This window comes from bacterium (genome assembly GCA_035549195.1).
Taxonomy (GTDB): Bacteria; Oederibacteriota; Muellerivitia; order Muellerivitales; family Muellerivitaceae; genus DASZRK01.
Window position 1 is genome coordinate 19,843 of record DASZRK010000039.1, and the last position, 18,010, is coordinate 37,852.

The 18,010-nt window shown below is 58.6% G+C and carries 21 protein-coding genes; 9 read left to right on the forward strand and 12 right to left on the reverse strand.

Annotated elements, in window-relative coordinates:
• From VHE12_08010 to VHE12_08020, 3 genes are all read right to left on the reverse strand, one after another.
• On the reverse strand, positions 1–1,038 hold the full coding sequence (locus VHE12_08010; protein HVZ80727.1) for a glycosyltransferase family 2 protein: 1,038 nt from the start codon (positions 1,036–1,038) through the stop codon (positions 1–3).
• A 130-nt stretch (positions 1,039–1,168) separates the two neighbouring features.
• Positions 1,169–2,134, reverse strand: a complete 966-nt coding sequence (locus VHE12_08015) for a lysylphosphatidylglycerol synthase transmembrane domain-containing protein (GenBank protein ID HVZ80728.1) — start codon at positions 2,132–2,134, stop codon at positions 1,169–1,171.
• A 99-nt stretch (positions 2,135–2,233) separates the two neighbouring features.
• Positions 2,234–3,328, reverse strand: a complete 1,095-nt coding sequence (locus VHE12_08020; GenBank protein HVZ80729.1) for a glycosyltransferase — start codon at positions 3,326–3,328, stop codon at positions 2,234–2,236.
• A 111-nt stretch (positions 3,329–3,439) separates the two neighbouring features.
• Between VHE12_08020 and VHE12_08025 the strand changes: the two genes are divergently transcribed.
• Genes VHE12_08025 through VHE12_08040 form a run of 4 tightly spaced genes read left to right on the forward strand, consistent with a single transcriptional unit; the run spans position 3,440 to position 5,588 of the window.
• Entirely contained in the window at positions 3,440–3,916 is a 477-nt protein-coding gene (locus VHE12_08025) for a hypothetical protein (GenBank protein HVZ80730.1), read from the forward strand.
• Positions 3,917–3,921: 5 nt separating this feature from the next.
• Positions 3,922–4,590 carry an O-methyltransferase gene (locus VHE12_08030; GenBank protein ID HVZ80731.1) on the forward strand — a complete coding sequence of 223 codons (669 nt, stop codon included), beginning with the start codon at positions 3,922–3,924 and terminating at the stop codon, positions 4,588–4,590.
• Positions 4,587–5,108 carry a DUF1697 domain-containing protein gene (locus VHE12_08035; protein HVZ80732.1) on the forward strand — a complete coding sequence of 174 codons (522 nt, stop codon included), beginning with the start codon at positions 4,587–4,589 and terminating at the stop codon, positions 5,106–5,108. Before VHE12_08030 ends, VHE12_08035 begins: the two co-directional genes overlap by 4 nt.
• 9 nt (positions 5,109–5,117) lie before the next feature.
• Entirely contained in the window at positions 5,118–5,588 is a 471-nt protein-coding gene (locus tag VHE12_08040; protein ID HVZ80733.1) for a zinc ribbon domain-containing protein, read from the forward strand.
• 3 nt (positions 5,589–5,591) lie between these two features.
• On the opposite strand, the gene VHE12_08045 is transcribed toward VHE12_08040, so the two are convergent.
• Complete coding sequence (locus VHE12_08045) at positions 5,592–5,981, reverse strand: DUF1801 domain-containing protein (GenBank protein HVZ80734.1); 390 nt, start codon at positions 5,979–5,981, stop codon at positions 5,592–5,594.
• Between the two features lie 171 nt (positions 5,982–6,152).
• On the opposite strand from VHE12_08045, the gene VHE12_08050 reads away from it, so the two are divergent.
• The 5 genes from VHE12_08050 (at position 6,153) to VHE12_08070 (ending at position 9,987) form a co-directional block, all read left to right on the forward strand.
• A complete protein-coding gene (locus tag VHE12_08050; protein HVZ80735.1) occupies positions 6,153–6,533 on the forward strand; it encodes a hypothetical protein in 381 nt (126 codons plus the stop codon).
• Between the two features lie 9 nt (positions 6,534–6,542).
• Positions 6,543–6,887: a YciI family protein gene (locus tag VHE12_08055; GenBank protein HVZ80736.1), complete on the forward strand. Its 345-nt coding sequence runs from the start codon at positions 6,543–6,545 to the stop codon at positions 6,885–6,887.
• 250 nt (positions 6,888–7,137) lie between these two features.
• Complete coding sequence (locus tag VHE12_08060; protein ID HVZ80737.1) at positions 7,138–7,491, forward strand: YciI family protein; 354 nt, start codon at positions 7,138–7,140, stop codon at positions 7,489–7,491.
• Positions 7,492–7,609: 118 nt separating this feature from the next.
• Entirely contained in the window at positions 7,610–8,863 is a 1,254-nt protein-coding gene (locus VHE12_08065) for a sigma-70 family RNA polymerase sigma factor (GenBank protein HVZ80738.1), read from the forward strand.
• An 86-nt stretch (positions 8,864–8,949) separates the two neighbouring features.
• Positions 8,950–9,987, forward strand: coding sequence for a pirin family protein (locus tag VHE12_08070; protein HVZ80739.1), 1,038 nt, complete (start codon positions 8,950–8,952; stop codon positions 9,985–9,987).
• Positions 9,988–9,996: 9 nt separating this feature from the next.
• On the opposite strand, the gene VHE12_08075 is transcribed toward VHE12_08070, so the two are convergent.
• The 8 genes from VHE12_08075 to VHE12_08110 form a co-directional block, all read right to left on the reverse strand.
• The gene (locus VHE12_08075) at positions 9,997–10,413 is read right to left on the reverse strand and encodes a hypothetical protein (GenBank protein HVZ80740.1); all 417 of its coding nucleotides are present in this window, start codon (positions 10,411–10,413) and stop codon (positions 9,997–9,999) included.
• Between the two features lie 362 nt (positions 10,414–10,775).
• Complete coding sequence (locus VHE12_08080) at positions 10,776–12,104, reverse strand: hypothetical protein (protein ID HVZ80741.1); 1,329 nt, start codon at positions 12,102–12,104, stop codon at positions 10,776–10,778.
• A gap of 130 nt (positions 12,105–12,234) precedes the next feature.
• The gene (locus tag VHE12_08085) at positions 12,235–12,786 is read right to left on the reverse strand and encodes a metallophosphoesterase (protein ID HVZ80742.1); all 552 of its coding nucleotides are present in this window, start codon (positions 12,784–12,786) and stop codon (positions 12,235–12,237) included.
• A 20-nt stretch (positions 12,787–12,806) separates the two neighbouring features.
• On the reverse strand, positions 12,807–13,475 hold the full coding sequence (locus tag VHE12_08090; GenBank protein HVZ80743.1) for a hypothetical protein: 669 nt from the start codon (positions 13,473–13,475) through the stop codon (positions 12,807–12,809).
• The gene (locus tag VHE12_08095) at positions 13,462–14,937 is read right to left on the reverse strand and encodes a radical SAM protein (protein HVZ80744.1); all 1,476 of its coding nucleotides are present in this window, start codon (positions 14,935–14,937) and stop codon (positions 13,462–13,464) included. Before VHE12_08095 ends, VHE12_08090 begins: the two co-directional genes overlap by 14 nt.
• A 122-nt stretch (positions 14,938–15,059) precedes the next feature.
• The gene (locus VHE12_08100) at positions 15,060–15,680 is read right to left on the reverse strand and encodes a hypothetical protein (GenBank protein ID HVZ80745.1); all 621 of its coding nucleotides are present in this window, start codon (positions 15,678–15,680) and stop codon (positions 15,060–15,062) included.
• A gap of 22 nt (positions 15,681–15,702) precedes the next feature.
• Complete coding sequence (locus VHE12_08105) at positions 15,703–17,238, reverse strand: radical SAM protein (GenBank protein ID HVZ80746.1); 1,536 nt, start codon at positions 17,236–17,238, stop codon at positions 15,703–15,705.
• 66 nt (positions 17,239–17,304) lie between these two features.
• Positions 17,305–18,010: NAD-dependent epimerase/dehydratase family protein (locus VHE12_08110; protein HVZ80747.1), on the reverse strand; the 706-nt coding region annotated here is incomplete at its 5' end.

Below are 18,010 nucleotides of genomic sequence, written 5' to 3' on the forward strand. Positions count from 1 at the left end.
CTACTTCTTGCGGGCGGCGGGCCGGGCCGCGACGGGGGAGATCTTCCAGCCCTTGGGGCCCCATTGGGCCTTGTAGAGGTGGGCCTTCATCGGTGGTTTGGGGATGGAGGTGAAGAACCCGGCGATCAGCCCCGCGCCGTAGCAGGCGTGGCGCAGGAAGATGAGGATGGGCACCTTGAAGAGATCGGGCAGGCGGCGGTGCCAGGAGGCGGCCGAGAAGCCGGTGCCCAGCGCGCCGAGGATGAAGAGGACCAGGGGAAACCACCAGATGGGTAGGCGGAAGATCCAGTTCCAAGGCCGGAGGTCTTGGGTCGGCCAGAAGGCCGCCGCCAAGGTCAGAAGATAAAGAAGGAAGAAGGCGGGGGCCAAGTGCACCAGGTCGGACAGGCAGGGGTAGACCTTCATCTGCCGGGCGCGGCCCCGGCCATAGCGGAAGGCCTGCCAACAGAAAGCCTCCAGGGATTTACGGCGGGAGCGGAAGACCACGCCCCGGGGGTCATAGACCATCCGGTAGCCCTTGTGGAGCAGGCGGTTGAGGAACTCGTTCTCTTCATTGGGGTAGAGGTCCACCCGGAAGCCGCCTTCCTTCAGGAAGGTCTCCCGGCGCACCATCATGTTGCAGAGGATCAGTTCCTTCTCGGTGGCCTCGCGCACGGCCCCGATGGCCGCGTAGCGGGCGCGCACCTTGAAACTGCCCATCCAGGAGGCCAGCACCGCGTTCACGGTGCGCTCGAAAGGGATGGCGTCGGGGGGCACCAGGTTGGGGCCGCCGGCCACGGCGGTCCGGGGGTCCTCGAAATGGGAGGAGAGGTCGTTGAAGGAGCCGGGGGAGACCACGCTGTCGTCGTCGAGGAAATGCACCAGGTCGGTCCGGCAGGCCTTCACGCCGAGGTTGCGCTGGAGCGAGGGATTGCGGCCCACCGAAAGATAGACCTCCTTGGGCCGCTCGGAGGGGGTGAGCTTGGCGAGGCCCTTGAGGGCGCCCAGTTCCCTGTCCACCCGGTCCACCGCGATCACGACCCCGATGGTCCTCTTCATTTTTGGACCGTCAAGAGGGCTAAGTCCAACAAGAAGATCCTAACGGCAGAGCGGCCGGGATCATTGGACCTGAAAGGATAGGTTGTTCTTCGCGTCTTCGTGTCTTCGCGGTGAAGCCGGAGGGTCCTTTTCATTTCGGCGCTCCCGTGCTTTGGCCCATGCGGATCGCGCAGGGGATGCCGATGAGCGAGGTCAAGAGGGGTCCGGCCAGCACCGTCATCAGGGAGAAGGAGATGAGCCCCGCGTGGGTGACCAGGGGCGTGGTGAAGAAGAAGAACAAGGCGGCCTCCCGCGTGCCGAAGCCAAGGATGGTGATGGGGATGAATTCTATCACAATGACGATGGGCAACAGCAGGGCGATGGTGATGAAGGGCATGGGCAGGCCCAAGGCCATGGCGCAGAAATAAGTGCGGACCAGAACCACCAGCCAGGCGGCCATGGACAGGGCGAAGGGGACGGTCAATCGCTGGGAGGGGAGGAAGAGGGAGAGCAGGTTCCGGTAGAACTCGGTGCCGTGGGCCCGCAGTTGGTCGGCCAGCTTGCGGGGAGCGAGGAAGAGCAGGAGTGGTTTGAGGATGACCCGCATCCACTGGGGGTTGAGGAAGAGCGCCATGAGGAGCACTCCCATCCCGATGCCCATGAGGGCGGCCACCGCCGGCCCCTTGAACTGGCTCTGGGCGATGAGGGTGATCAGGCCGGTGGCGGCCAGCAGCACCAGGGCCAGCAGGTCGTAGACCTTGTCGGCCACGTGCACGGCGAAGGCCGAATGGGGCTTCAGGTTGCCCCAGCGGCCGATGCCCAGGACCCGCACGATATCCCCCAGCTTGGCCGGGGTGACCGCGCCCAGGGGCTGGCCGGCCAGGTAGATCCAGTTGGCCTTGGAGAAAGGGAGATGGGAACCGAAGGTGCGGGCCAAGGCCTTGAGGCGGAGGGCCTTGATCAACACCTCGGGGAGGATGAAAAGAAGGGCCAGGGCCATCCATTTCCAGTCGGCCTGGGCCAGGAGGCGGCCCACGGTGGGCAGGTCCACCATGGAAAGCAGGAGGATGAAGAGCAGGAGCCCGAGGAGGAAGGAGAAGGAACTGAGCCGCCTCATTCGTGACCTCCTTTTACCGCGAAGGGGCGAAGGGACGAAGGGTGCCTGCGAAAGAACGGATCCTTGGAAAGCATCGTGACTCCGGTGCGGTTATTTTCGCTACTTCGTTTCTTCGCGGTGAACGAGACTTTGCTCAAGGTTCTCCACGCACAATTTCCAGTCCCACTTCTTCACCAGTTTGGACGCCCCGCCGGGGGTCTTGCGGGCCTTCAAGGCGCGCTCGATGGCCTTCGCGAAGGCTTCGGGGGCGGGGTCGGAGCCGAAAAGTACCCGGTCGAACTGGGCGGCCTCCCCCACTTCGGTGGCGGCGACCTTGGCGCCGCTGGCCAGCGCCTCGCGCAGCTTCATCGAAGCCCGGTGACGGTTCACGGCGTTGTCCCGGTAATAGACCAGGGCGGCGTCGGCCAGGCGCAGGCAGGCGGCCACCTGCTGGGGCGCCAGGTAGCCGGTGAAGAAGACCGAGGCCGAGATCCCCAGGTCCCGGGTGAGGGCCTTGAAGCGGCCCTCGTCGGGTCCGCCGCCCGCCACCAGCAGGCGGGCCTTGGGGGTCCTCTTGAGGATCAGTTTGAAGGCCTGGAGCACGGGTTCCAGGTCGCAGGCCACGTTCAGGTGGGCGGTGAAGACCAGCAGGGGCCCTTCCTGGCGGGTCTTGTGCAGGTGACGGGCCACGGGCGGCAGGTGGTGCAGGTCCTTGTGGTCGGCGTGGAAGAGGTCTAGGTCCACGCCTTGGGGGAGTTGGACGATCTGGCCGGCGGGCACGTGGAAGACCTCCTTCAAGGGACCCAGGAGGAAGGGGGTGTGGTAGGTGACCAGGTCCGCCCATTTGGGCCAGGGGAGCTGGAGCCATTGGTGGAATCCCCGGAACCAACCGTGGCTGTAGTCGTAGTCCAGGTCGTCCACGTCGATGACCAGCTTCGCGCCCTTGAGCCTTTGCACCCAAAGGGCGGGCACGGCGGTGGGGTAGGGTTTGATGAGCATGGCGGCGTCGGAGCGGTGCCGGAGGGAGACCCCCAGGTAATAGAGGGTCGAAAGGACCATGTCGAACCAATAAGGAAGGGAGGGGATGGGATCCACCAAACGGGCCCGGTGTCCCCGTTTGGCCAGGGCCTCGGCGATGTAACGGGCCCGAAGGGCACAGCCCGTACCCCCGCCCTTGGCGGAGAAGACGAGGATATCGAGGGTTCGTTGGGTCATGTCGGCAGGGAGGATACCAAATAGGGTGGGCCTTGTCCCCGCTTCCCGGGGCCTGGAAACCCAACGTTTTTGGTAAATTAGGGGGTCTTCATCTCGGGTCGGGAGGATGTCATGGGCAAGTGGATCGGCATCGTGGCGGTTCTGTTCGGGGGTTTCCTGCTCTATTGGTTCGAGTTCCATAAGTCGCCCGCCTACCTGGCCTACCTCCAATGGACCAAGGCGACCTCCGAGGGGGATTGCAAGACCCTCTACAGCATCTCCGACGGCGACGCGCGCAAATGGGTGGACTTCTTTTGCACGCCCCAGGGGGCCATGACCATCATGGGCCAAGTGACCGGGGGGATGGTGGCCGCGGATGAGGTGCGGAACATCCGCTTGAGCCCCGCCGGGTCCATGATCGGGCTCCAGCACGAGATCAAGAGCGAGAACACCGCCGATGACGGCTCGGTGGACCTGGAGGTGGTGGAGACGGTCCTGGCCCGTCCCAGCAATTTCAGCAAGCCCGCGCCGCCCCGCCAGCACAACGTCAAGTTGAAGGAAGAGGACGGGGTCTGGAAGGTCGTCCAGTTCCAGTCCAAGGACCTGTGACCGCCATGGGCGAGGACCTTTGGTCGAAGGTCGACTCTTATATCGATGGGAAGCTCTTGGCGGGGGACCCGGCCCTGCAATGGGTCCTCCAGGCCAGCGACGAGGCGGGGTTGATGCCCATCGCGGTGTCGCCTTCCCAGGGGAAGTTCCTGAATCTTCTCGTCAAACTGCGGGGCGCCGAACGGGTGCTGGAGATCGGGACCCTGGGGGGCTATAGCGCCATTTGGATGGCCCTGGGGCTCCCGAAGGACGGAAAGTTGGTGGCCCTGGAGATCGATCCCAAGGCTGTCGACGTGGCCCGCGCCAATTTCAAGAAGGCGGGGGTGGACCCGGTCGCCGAGCTTCGATCGGGACCGGCGCTGGCTTCCCTCCAGGAACTGGTGAAGGAAAAAGCCGGCCCTTTCGACCTCATCTTCATCGACGCGGATAAGCCGTCCTATCCCGATTACCTGGCCTGGTCCCTGAAGCTTTCCCGGGTGGGCACCGTCATCCTCCTGGACAACATGGTGCGCAAGGGCGAGATCGTCACATCTCCCGAGGGCGACGCCCGGGTGGTGGGGGCCAGAAAGACCTATGACATGATCGCGCGAGAACCCCGCTTGAGCGCCACCGCACTCCAGACGGTGGGCGTGAAGGGCCACGACGGCTTCGTGATGGCGTTGGTGGTGGCATGACCAAGTATTTCGCTTTTCTCAGGGGGATCAACGTGGGCGGGCGGGTCCTGAAGATGGACCTGTTGACCCGTTATTTCGTGGCCCTCGGCTTCAAGGACGCCAAGACCTTCATCCAGAGCGGGAACGTCGTTTTCACATCTCCCGAAAAGAACGCCAAAGCCCTGGAAACCAAGATCGAGAAGAAACTCCTCAAAGAACTGGGCTACGAGGTGCCGACCTTCCTCAGGACGGAGAGGGAACTGGAAGCCCTGGTGGAATTGGACCCCTTCAAGAAAATGAAAGAGGGGGCCAAGGTCTATATCACTTTTATTAAGGAGGAGTTGAAGGTGAATTTTCCCCATAGCTCGGAAAAGGACGGGGTGAGGATCTTGGGGGCCCGGAAGAACGACCTTTTCTCTCAGTCCCTTCCCCTCCAGGGAGGAAAATGGGGCTTTCCGAACGTCTATATCGAGAAGCAGTTCAAGATCGCGGCCACGACCCGCAACTGGAACACCACGACGAAGATATTGGGGAAATAGGAGGATCCCATGGCCATCCGCTGCCCGAAATGCGACCAGGAATTGACCGCCGGTCCGGCCCAGCCCTGCCCCCAATGCGGGTATAAGGCATCCCTCCTGCCGGAATGGATCCTTTGGGCGGACATCCTCATCTGCATCCTCGCGGTGGTGGGGTTCTTCGTGACCAGTTCCCCCGTGCCCCTGGGCGCGGCGGTCCTCACGTTCCTCTACATGATCTATGACCTGGGTGCGCGCAACGCGCACCAGATGGCGGTCCGGGCCGCCGAGGCCCGGGCGATGCCCGAGGTCCCGACCGGGGACGAAGGGACGGAGGAAGAAGCCGAAGAGGGGCCCGGATCCCTGGAAGATGACGGGGAGGCGGATGAGGATGAAGAGCTCATCCCCGAGGAAGAGGACGATAGTACCTGCTCCTCCTGCGGGGCGACCCTGGAAGAAGGGGCCAAGTTCTGCGGAAAGTGTGGCCAGAAGCAGGCAGGTTGAGGCTTAGGCCTTGGCCTGGTTCAGGAGAGCGGCGGCCTTGATGAGCGCCTTGAAGGCCTTCTCATCCACCTTGTCCCCCTCGTGGAAATCGATGGCCCGCCGGGTGTTGCCCTCCAGGCTGGAGTTGAAGAGCTTGGAAGGGTCCTTCAACGAGGCCCCCTTGGCGAAGGTCAGCTTCACCACGCTCTTGTAGGTCTCGCCGGTGCAGAGGATCCCATCGTGCGACCAGACCGGGATGTTCCACTTCCATTCCTCCACCACCTTGGGGTCGGCTTGCCGGATCAGGGCTCTGAGATGGCCGAGCATCTTGCCCCGCCAATCCTTGAGTTCCTTGATCCGATTATCGATGGTCTGGGATGGGGTCTTGCCTAGGGCGGTCTTGGTCTTGTTCATGCTGTTCCTCTTTGCCTGGATAGGGTTCCAGGGGAGTATAGGCAGGGTCCGAAAGACGGTCAAACCAGGGCCTGAAAAAAATATTCAAAATATAATGTCCGGGTCGGGCCGAACGGTTCGTCGTTCAGATAAGGGGTGATCGACCCCCGATATCAACGAAGGAGGGAACGGATGAATATCCTGCTTTGGCTGCTCCAGATCCTGGTCGCCTGGTTCTGCATCGTGGGCGCGGTATGGAGGTATTTCAATTACAGCACGGCGAAGGACATCGCCTCGCTCCAGGCGCTTTCCTTCGGGACTTGGAACGCCATCGGGGCCTTCGAGATCGTCTGCTCGTTGCTGTTGATCCTGCCGGCGATCCTGAAGCTGAGTCCCAAGATCACCCCCATCGTAGCCGCCTGCCTGGCGGTGGAATTGCTCTTGGTGACGGCCTTGCATGTCCATTATTTCGGTTTTCACTATCAAGCCGCCAACCCCGGGGCTTGGTCCTTCACCCTGGCGGTCCTCTCCGCTTTCATCGCTTTTGGCCGCTTTTCGCTGAAGCGGCGCTGAGGAGGCCCCATGTCCAAATTCATGTTCCTTTTCCGCAGTAATCCGGGGGCCTACCAAAGCACTCCGCCCGAACAGATCCAGAAGCTCCCCCAGCTTTGGAAGGGCTGGGTGGAAAAGTTCGAGAAGAAGGGCCATTGGATCCAGCCCGGCAACCGGCTGGACTGGGGCGGCAAGGTGATCCGGAACCCGGAAGGGATCGTCACCGACGGGCCCTATGTGGAAGTGAAGGATTTCGTCCAGGGCTACATGTTCGCCGAGGCCGCGGGCCTGGACGAAGCGGTGGAGCTGTCCAAGGATTGCCCTATCTTCGCCGTGGGCGGAACGGTCGAAATAAGGCCCTGTTTCGAAGGGTGATACCGAACAAAAAGGCTTGGCCGCAAACCCTTCGACTTTGCTCAGGGCCATGAGGCTCTCGAATGGTTTACGCAGATCAGCGCTGGATGAAGGCAAAAAGGATCTAGGTTTTAGTCTTTGATTTTATTCGCGATGATCCGCGCCGATTTGCGGTTAAGAGCCTTGGGTGGGATGTCGGGGTCCGGGGCGCCCCTTCGTCGTATGGGTGGAGGCGCAGGACGGCCTCGAAAAAGAAGCGAAGGAGACGACCATGGCCGATTTCATGTATTTGTTCTGGAACAAGGGCGGGAAGATGCGGCTCGATAGCGCTTCCCCCGAGGAAGTGCAGAGGATGATGCAGAAATGGATGGGTTGGGTCGATCAGCTCAAGAAGAGCGGGAACCTCAAGGAGACCGGGATGCCCTTGGAAATGACGGGCAAGACGGTGCGGGGGAGCGGCAAAGCGGTCGTGGACGGCCCCTATCCCGAGACCAAGGATGCCGTCGGCGGCTTCATGGTGGTCACGGCCAAGGACCTGGACGAGGCGGCCGAGCTAGCGAAAGGTTGCCCGATACTGGACATGGGCGACAACTCGGTCGAGGTGCGGCCTGTGAGGAAGATGTAGGACCCGCCGGGAATGGAAAGGCGCCATGCGCTTTGGCGACATGGCGCCACAAAGCGGGTCCTGACCCCCGAGGTCCCGTAGGGACTTTGGGGGTGGGCCGAGGTAGAGTAATGTTCCTATGACCCCCCAAGAAATTCCCCAATTGGTCGACCATCTTTTCCGGCGGGAGTCGGGGAAGATGGTCGCCTATTTGACCCGCATCTTCGGGGTCGGCCGGGTCAACCTGGCCGAGGACGTGGTGCAGGACACCCTCATCAAGGCCCTGGAGACCTGGCCCTACTATGGTCTGCCCGACAACCCCTCCGCCTGGCTCATGCGGGTGGCCCGCAACCGGGCCTTCGACATCGTGCGGCGGGACACCCATTACCGCCACATCGCCCCCGAACTGACCTACCTCCTGAAGCTTCAGGGGGAGAACGGGCGGGAAGAGACGGTCCCCGACCAGGAGATCCAGGACGACCTGTTGCGCATGATGTTCTCCTGCTGTCATCCCGACCTGACGCTCGATTCGCAGGTGACCCTCATCCTCAAGACCCTTTGCGGGTTCAGCGTGTCCGAGATCGCCCATGCTCTTTTGGCCCAGGAGGATTCGGTCGAGAAACGCCTGGGACGGGCCCGAAAGACCCTGCGGGAATCCGGGGAATTGGTCGCTTTGACCGCCGGGGATATCCCCCAACGCCTGGACGCCGTTCACCAGGCCCTTTACCTGCTGTTCAATGAGGGTTACCACGGAAGCCGGGACCGCGAGGAACCGGAAGAGCTTTGCTATGAGGCCATGCGGCTTTGCTTGCTCTTGAGCGAGCATCCCCAGGGGCGTGGTCCCAAAACCTACGCTCTTCTCAGCCTCATGTGCCTGCATGCCGGGCGCATCAAAGGGCGGGTGGGCGATGACGGGAGCCTGATCCAACTGGAGTTCCAGGACCGCTCCAAATGGGACCAGGCCCTCATTGCCAAGGGGTTGGAATACGTGGAAAAGGCCTGGGAAGGGAACCTGGTCAGCGAATACCTGGTGGAAGCCAGCATCGCGGCCCTTCATAGCGGGGCCAGGACCTATGAGGAGACCGAGTGGGGAAGGATCCTGGAGCTTTACAACCTGCTTTATCACCTGAAACCGACCCCGGTCGTGGCCCTGAACCGGGCCATCGCGGTGGGAAAGGCCAAGGGGCCCGAGGAAGGATTGACGGCATTGGACCGCATCGAGGGTGCCGAGAAGCTCAAGGACTACCCCTTCTACCCGGCGGCTTTCGGCGAGTTCCATCTTTTGGCGGGTCGTCCGAAAGAAGCGGCGGGGCATTTCGAGAAGGCCGCCCAGCGATCCCGCAATCCCGGCGAAAAGAACTTTTTTGAACGGAAGCTGAAGACCCTCCTCTAACTTCGGTTACCCGCTTGTAACTCCTTGCCGTAACCCTCCCACTGACCTAAAGATGGTGTGTAAGAAAGAATGGTTTGGAGGCGGTCATGAGCGACAAAACGTCCGAAAAAGCCGGTGCCGTGAAGAAGGTCACTCCCTTAGTGGGTCTCCATTGGAAGACCGCCGATCCCTTCCTCTTCATCGCCCACCACGACGACGCCTACCCAAAAGGGAACGAAAAGATGGGGCCCCAGGCTTCCCTGGAAGGCCGCAATATCGGCGAGGATTTCGAAGGTATCGACGGTTGGCGCATGTACCACGGGGAGACCGTGCCTGGCTTTCCCCAGCACCCGCACCGGGGTTTTGAGACCGTGACCATCGCCCGCCAAGGCTATATCGACCATTCGGACTCCTTGGGCGCCACCGCCCGTTTCGGCCAAGGGGACGTGCAATGGCTGACCGCCGGCAAGGGCATCAATCATTCCGAGATGTTCCCATTGGTCCACTCCGACAAGCCCAACCCGGCCGAGCTCTTTCAGATCTGGGTCAACTTGCCCAAAGCGGGCAAGATGGTCGCGCCGTATTTTTCCATGCAATGGGCCGATCAGATCCCCAAGGTCACGGCTACCGACAAAGCGGGTCGGAAGACCGAGGTCATGCTGGTGGCCGGGGAATTGAATGGGGTGAAAGCCCTGCCTCCACCACCTGATTCCTGGGCTTCCAAGCCGGAAAGCGACCTGGCGATCTGGACCCTCAAGATGGCTCCGAAGGCCCAATGGACCTTGCCGAAGGCCAAAAAAGGCACCCATCGGACCCTTTATTTCTTCAATGGAAAGTCCATGGAGATCGGGGGTGTGAAGGTGACCGCCAAAGCGTCCGTGGAGTTGGAGCCGGAGGTCGAGGTGTTGTTGGAGAATGGCGACCAAGAAGGGGAATTGCTGCTACTTCAGGGCCGCCCCATCGGGGAGCCTGTGGCCCAATATGGACCTTTCGTCATGAACACCATGGCGGAGATCCAGCAGACCTTCGAGGACTACCGCCGCACCCAATTTGGCGGGTGGCATTGGGAGACGCCTGACCCGGTCCATCCCCGCACCGAAACCCGCTTTGCCAAGCACGCGGATGGTCGTATCGAGCGGCCTTAAGTTTACGAGTTAAGGCCGGTCGTCCAGGAAGTGGTGCTTCTTCTTTCCGTGCCCCGGACCCCGGTCATCCCGGTCCTCGATCCGGATCTCCTTCTTCATGGGGCCCGGCGGCGGGTATTTCACCCGGTGCGCCTCATAGCGGGCCCAGGGTTTGCCCCGTTCCGACTCCACGACCACGTAATGCCCGAGGCCGTGGTAACGCGGGGGCAAATGGACGACCCGGCGCCAAGCGGGGCCTTCCTGGTAGAAGTACACCCGGTTCTCATAGTCGTAATAGACCCCCCAGGCGGGATAGTACCAATAGTGATAAACCACCATGGGTCCCGGATCGTTGCCGACGACGACCATGGTTCGGCCATATCCACAGGACGAGATCAACACTGGTAGGAAGATGAGCGGAACGAACAGAAGCAGGAGCCTTTTCATGGTTTCCTCCTTGGTTTGCATCGAAGCTGGATAATCGCGACTTTCGTCGCTTTCCCTTAAATAAATTCTCCGCCCGAATTCCCACGGAAACAACCCGGGTATGGTTGATTGTTCTATGGTGAAGGAAAAGGTGCTAACAACTGGGCAATGGGGGCGCTACGTCGATTCGGCCAGGGGTGGGATTGTATGTTGGAGGGTCTCAAGGATGTGGCAGAGGGGAATTGCGCGGAAAAGAGGAATACTGCTTAAAGTGTAAAATGTAGGCCTGACCCCTTTGTTTGCATCCCCGCACCGAAACCCGCTTTGCTAAACACGCGGATGGCCGCATCGAAAGACCTCATAAAAACTACGGCCTAGGTCGATTAATAACTTCTCAACACCAAGATGAATTGATTTGCTCGAGAAGGATAAATTTCTTTTATCGGAATGGTCTTATTAGAAATGGAAATAGTGTTGTTGAGAAGTTTCTCAATTTGAGGAATTATTAAATCAAGGTCTTTTTTGGGAGTCTCAATAAATTTAACGCCCGGCCTAAAAGAATCAACTTCACCATAGATATCGCAATACCAATCAATGAGTTGATAAAGTTTTTCGATTTCAAAGGAGATTTTTTGATAATCCGCGTTTGCTAGTTTTTTTAAACAACTAAGAATAGAAACCAAAAGCTCTTTTTGAGGCCAAAAATAGACCAAAAAGTCTTTTTTTAACCATGAGTCGCCCGACAAGCGAGGTTCGATAAATCCGAAACCAATTAACTCGTAATAAATCGATACCAAAAATATATTGATCGCAAGTTGGATATGTGAAATTTCAAAATTTGGGTTGTCTCTAAATGAGAAGTTGAATGATTCGTCTCCATGAATAATTCTTGATCTTAAATTGTAAAATCCATTGGCCCAAGAAGTCAAAATTGCTCGAGGTATCTCGTCGTCCTCCAAAGAGAAAAGTCTGATAAGCCTGTTTTTGAATTTTGCGACAGTCCCGCTTTTGTCTTCGTCATCCTGATGAAGGTCAAACAATGACTCGAAGCATGCGGCTAAGGCAGCGGTGTCTTCGGGGTTTGAGAAATAGTACTTTCTTGGCTGCCGGAATTTATCGAAAAAACCATTTGAGAAAAAACGCACTGAGTTGATTGCCCTTGCCGAAAATTTTGGGTTTTCAGAAAAGTATTTGCGGGCAAGAAGTTTCCCTCCGGCTTGAAATAATTCTTCAGAATATGGCGGAACCGTTATTTTGACCGGATCTTCAGTTTGAGACTCGAAATTAAACTGAAGACTCCATGCGTTCTCTGAGTCTAAATATGACTTGCCCGCTGGAAAAATTTTAAGAAAGGGATTTAGGCATTCCGAACTGTGAAGTCTGAATTTGTGGAAATTGCTAAAAAAATAAAGAAGGTAAATTGCGTCATAAACAAAATCTTTCAGCTTGGCTTCCGATAAAAGGGCGAAATACCGCTTGGATACGGAAATGCAGGTTATATTCTGAGGGAGCTGTTTTTTTGTAATGAATTTATTATTTGTTCCGGCTTCAAATGCGATGAAAGTGCCATGATGTTCAACATATTTGATGAATAATTGGTGGGATTCGGCAGGGAGAAATTCCTTGTAAGAGGAACCACGCCAAAAAATTACGTCGCCAAAATCGATAAAATCTTTGTCGCCTATTTCGACAAATGGGAGGGTCGCGACCAATTCGGAATTTACGGATGAAATCATTGTTCGATACCCAAAACGGATTCCAATGGGGTTGGTTTTAAAATAAATTCTAGATTATCGGACATTACGTTCTGCTATAGCATTGACGATGCGCTTGCGACAGGTGTTAGCTGAAATCTAATGGCAATGGTCTTTTCCGATCGACGCCGATAATCTTTGTTCCATTTATATCCTTGGTATAGAACTTTTCCAAGTGCCCATGAAGCCAATATTTGGGCTTGTGTCTTTGGATATAAAGGTCAAAAGCCTCGAAGCCTTTATGGACCCTGTCTTCATTGGGGGCGGCGCAAGGGGGCGGGGCGTGGGAAACCATGACGTCCACCGGCCCCATCTTATTGACCGCTTTCAGCATTTCCTTTTCAGTCAAATGATTCGGTTCGTCCTTATACTTCGGCGCGCCTTTTAAAAAGCCGAACCTTATTCCCTTGAATTCCACGATTTTCCCGTGATGGTCATCCAGACCGGGTATTTCCTTTGGGTCGTGGTTACCTAGTACTCCTAAAACCTTCACTTGTTTGGACATCAGCAGGATGTAATCGATGGTATTGACCGATATATCCCCCAGGGTCAGGACAAGGTCGAATTGTTCTGGTTTGATCTCCGGCATGGAAAATTCATCGGGGGAGTGAATGTCCGCTATGACAAAGGCTTTTATCATTTGTGCCAAACCAAGTCCTCTTATTTATCTATCCGGCCAAAACGGTAATCGATGGAATGGTGCAAACCTTTTTCTTCGTCTGTTTCTTGATCACTCTCCATCTTCTTCACTGCATTTGACCTTTTGATCGGTTTTTCGATATGGCTGACCATTTCCTTGGCTTTTTCCTTGTCGTATTTCTTCACCAAAAGCCCCGCCTCAATCAGATTTCTTGAACATCTCCAGGATTTGCTATTCCTGGATGATTCCATCAATTCGTCACAGAGCTTAATAATAAAATTCTTGGGGCCATTGGATAAGGCGAAAACGAGGGAGAGGAAACCATCGCTTCGGCGAACCGGATCCGGTTCAGAGTTCATCAGAGTCGAAAGGCGTTGGATCTGGTCATCCAATTCTTGCGTGGGGCCAAAGTCGGCGAGGACACTGAGGGGCCAGGCGGAGACGCTTACGATCCGGTTGGGTTCTTGTTGTTCATTGGCGGCGGCAAAAGAGGCTTTTAGGAGTTCGGTTCTCTTCCGCAGGTCATCCGTTTTTCTGGCGACGTGAGCGAGGGCCTGACACCGAAACCAAGGTTCAGTGATTGATTTGGCGAGTTCCAGGGCTTGAACGTATTTCCCTTCTTTTAGAAGGGAACATGTTTTATCCCGGTCGATTGTATGTTGAGGAGGCTTTAGGTTACCGAACGTCACGGCCGGTAAGAACGGCGGCGCCGCGCTTGGCGAGTTCCCAACCGCCCTTGATGTTCCACAGGGGGTCGTTCAGGCGGATCTTGGAGAGCAAGTACTTGGGGCGGAACAGGAGTTCCCGGTAGGCTTCCTGACGCATTTTGACCAGGTCCTCGCCCGTGAGGGCCTCGGTGCGCACCACCGGCTCGGGGGCTAGCGGGGAATAACGCGACCAATCCTTGTGCAGTAAATAACCCTTCTCCTCGTACCAGGGCCACATTTCGGTGTTCGGCCAGGGCGTGGAGAAGCAGATCTGGGTATAGAAGGGGTCGATGTCCTTGATGAAGTTAACGGTTTCGCGCCAGGTCTCGCGCGTCTCCCCGGGCAGGCCCAGGATGGTCATTCCATAAAAGAGGATGCCCGCCTCCTTGCAGGCCATGGCACATTTGCGGATATCGTCCTTGGTCACGCCCTTGTTGATGTTCTCCAGGATGACTTCCGAGCCGCTCTCGATCCCCACCGCCAGTTCCTTACAGCCCGAATCGTGCATGAGCTTGAGCGATTGGACGTCGGTCAGGTTGGCGCGCGTGCAACAGACCCATTCCATGTTCACTTCGTCCTTGATGAGCTGGGACGCCAGTTCGGCGGTCTGCTTGGAGTTCAAGGCCAACAGGTCGTCGAAGAACAGCACGTTCTTGGCGCCGAAGTTATCCCGGAGCCACTTGAGCTCCTCGGCCACGTGCTGGGTGGGCCGGGGCCGGTATTTCTCCAAGGCATAAGCGCAGAAGGTGCAGCCGAAGGGACAGCCGCGGGAGGTCTGGATCATCACGAAGTGGTCGTGGAAGACACCCGTGTGGTAGGGCTCGATGGAAGGGAGCAGGTCGTAGGCGGGGAAGGGGGCGTTGGCGACATCCATCAGGGAGAAGGGGGCGGTCTTTTGCTGGCCTTCCTTCTCGGTGAAATAGGAGAGCCCGGGCACGTTCTTGAACCAGGCGGTGGACTTGGGCGGCAGTTTGCCGTCCGGCGTCAACTGGCTTTGGAGCTCGCGGGCCAGGGCCGGGAGCAGGGCGTCCAGCTCGCCCATGAGGTAGAGGTCCACTTCGGGGCGGCGGGTGATGGTCTCCAGGAACCAGGGCACTTCGGAGATCATCTTGTTGCGGATGACGGTGACGCAGTCGGGGTTGGTGGACTTGGCGAGTTGGAGGACCTTCAGGTCCTCTTCCTGGCAGTCGAAGGCCATGCGGGTCACGACCAGATGGGGTTCCCAGGAGCTCATCACCCGGGCCACATCCTCCAACTTAAGGTCGAAGCCGTTGGCGTCGATGACCTTCACGTCGTAGCCGGCCTGGCGGAGCGAGGCGGCGCCTTGGAGGATGGAGAGCGGGGGATAGACGGAACCCACATCCCGGTGTTCGTAGCGCTCTTCGCGCACGACGGGGAGGTTTTTGACCCTGGGAGGATTGACCAGCAGGACTTTTAGTTTCATGACACCCCAATTTAACCACAGAGAGCGCAGAGTTCACAGAGAGGGTAAGGCCGAATGGCCGTTAAAAACAGCCCTTGTGGCTTTTCTCCGTGTTCTCGGTGCCCTCGGTGGTGCAAAAAGCCTTAAGAACCGGTTTCCAGCCGGTATTTGGCGAAGGCCGTCTGGGCCGGGTCGTTGGACGCGTCCCGCAGGTCCTGCCACTTCTGTTCCTTGCCCGAATAATCCAGGATCCGAAGGACCATCTCGGTGGTGTTGTCGTCGAAATGCCATTCCTTCAGGGTCACGTTGTTGCCCAGGTTCTCGGCGGATCCCGTGTTGGCCTTCCTCCAGCGGCGGTATTGGTGGGCCCAGTCGGTGATGGGCACCTTCTGCCCCTTCTCGGCCTCCCACATGGTGGAGATGAAATAGAGCTTGTGGTTGGGCAGATAGAAGATCAGGTCCTGGGTCGAGGGAGCGCCGTCCCCGGCGGGCTGGGTCAGGGTCACGATGCGGAACTGTTCGTCATTGTTGAAGGGCCGCAGTTTCTTGCGGGCCTCGGGGAACTTTTGCAGGACCGCGTCCATGTCCGCGCCCAAGGCCAGGTCGCCCGATTGGCGGGGCAGGGGGATCTTGGGGCCGGCAAAAATGCTGTTGAAGACCCCGGCGCTCCAGAGGGCGGCCAGGATGATGAGGACGAAGAGGAAGCTGACGATCTTCATCTTCAACCCGTCCCCCGCGTTGGGGGAGTGGGCTTCGGGCTTCACGGCATCGGTTCTCTCGGGGGACTTAGCGGCTGACGGCAGTTTGCGGCGTGTTGGCATTGTTCGCGCTCTCGGGGATAGGTTCCTGATAGTCCTGCACATGGCCCAACAGCGACCTTAAACCCCGCCAGAGGAGGTCCAGCTCCCGGAAGTGGCGGATGGTGATCAACTGCCGGAACATGAAGGTCGGGTTCTTCATCAAACTCCAGGTCTTGCGGGTCCAGGGCGCCGGGTTGACGTTGGTCCGCAGGATCGGATGGCTCATATCGTAACGCTCGTAGTCTTCCTTGCCGATCAAAAGCCAGTTCTTGTTCACGGCCTCGCGCCAGAGGGGCGAGCCGGGGTAGGCGATGACCACCGAGGCCTGCATGCAGTCGCCGAAGCGCACCTTATAGTTCAGCAGTTCCTTGGTGACGTTGTAGGTCTTGGTCATGTCCTCCTCGGTCTCCCAGGGATAGCCGAACATGGTGGTGAGGAGCACCACCAGCCCCCGGTCCTTGGCCATCTTGACCCCGTTGGAGATCAGGTCCACCGTCTCGCACTTGGCCAGGTGCTTGATGGAGTAGTCGGAGCCCGATTCGAGGCCGATCTTCAGCAGGCGCCAGCCGCACTTCACCAGCAGGTCCACCACCTCTTCGTTCAGGGTGTCGGCGCGGCAGTTGGAGGAGAACTGGAAGCGTCCCAACAGATTGCGGGACTTCAGTTCTTTATAGAACTCCTTGAGCCATTCGATGTTGTAGATGGGGCCGGATTCGTTGTCGTCGAAGAATTCCCAGACCCCGTGCTTCTCGATGCATTCCTGCATCTCGGCCGCCACGTTGGCGGGGGAGCGCAGGCGGGCGGTCTTGCCCCAGAGGGCGTGCTGCCAGATGCAGAAGGTGCAGACCCCCACGCTGTTGGGGGAGGCGTCGGAGGCGCCGCAGCCGCGGCCGGTGAGGATATAGGCGGTGGGGCGCAGCAGGTAGGCCTCGCCGTAGTCGAGGAAGCGGGTCAGCTCCCGGTCGATGAAGGGGAGGGAGTCGAGGGCTTCGGTGAGCTTGTGGGGGCCGGTGGTGGCGGCCTTTCCGGCCTCGTCGCGGTACCAGACGCCGGGGCCCAGGGGCTCCTTGCCGGCCAGGAATTGGACGATATTGCGGCCCACGATGTCGTAGTCGCCGCCGGTGATGACATAGTCGACCTTGGAGTTGACGATGGACTCCTCGGGGAAGTAGGACACATGGTCGCCCATGAGGACCATCTTGCAGTTGGGGTAGCGGTTCTTGAGCTCGGCGATGTAGGACCAGTGGCGCTTGACCACCGGGGCCTTGGTCTCCAGGAAGATGACCTCGGGGCCGAAGGCGTCCAGGTGGCCGTCGAATTCCTCGTCCGACATGCGGCGGTTGATCCCGTCCAGCCACAGCACATCATGGCCCAGCACCTTCAGGTTGGTGGCCAGGTGCCCCGGGACCAGGGGGAAGATGCGCACTTCGAGCGACTTGGAGAACTTCAGGTGGCGGTTCTGGGTCAGCAGGGGGAATTCCCCGTCCTTACGGAAGGGGGGATAAAGGATGGCGGCTTTCATGAAAACCTCGTTGGCAAGATGTCCTTAAAGTATAGAACGCGATGGGAGAAGGCAACCTTAAGCGGGTTAAATTCTACCCCGATAATAGGTGATGGTGTGGCCCAAGCCCTCTTTTAATGAGACGCGCGGCTCCCATTTCAGGACCCTTTTAGCCTTGGAAATATCGGGCTTGCGCTTGATGGGGTCATCCTGGGGCAGGGGTTTCTTCACGATCTTGGCCCCCGGTTTACCGCACAACTCTTTCACGGTCTGGGCGAACTTCAGGATGGTGGTCTCCTGGGGGTTGCCCAGGTTGAACACGTCCCCCTCGGTATGGGGGGCGGACATGGCCAGCCAGATGCCCCGCACCAGGTCGGACACGTAGCAGAAGCTACGGGTCTGCTTGCCGTCGCCGTAGATGGTGAGCGGCTGGCCGTGCAGGGCCTGGGTGATGAGGTTGGACACGACCCGGCCATCGGTCTCGTTGAGGCGGGGGCCATAGGTGTTGAAGATGCGGATGAGGCGGGCGTTCACCCGGTGCTTGTGGACATACTCGTAGACCAGGGCCTCGCCGAGCCGCTTGGATTCGTCATAGCAGGAGCGGGGGCCGAAGGAGTTCACGTTGCCCCAGTAGCTTTCCACCTGGGGATGGACGGCGGGATTGCCATAGACCTCGGAGGTGGAGGCGAAGAGGAAATGGGCGCCGGTCTTCTTGCAGTATTCCAATAGGCGGTAGGTGCCCAGCGAGTTGGTCAGGATGGTCTCGATGGAATTCTTCATATAACCCACGGGC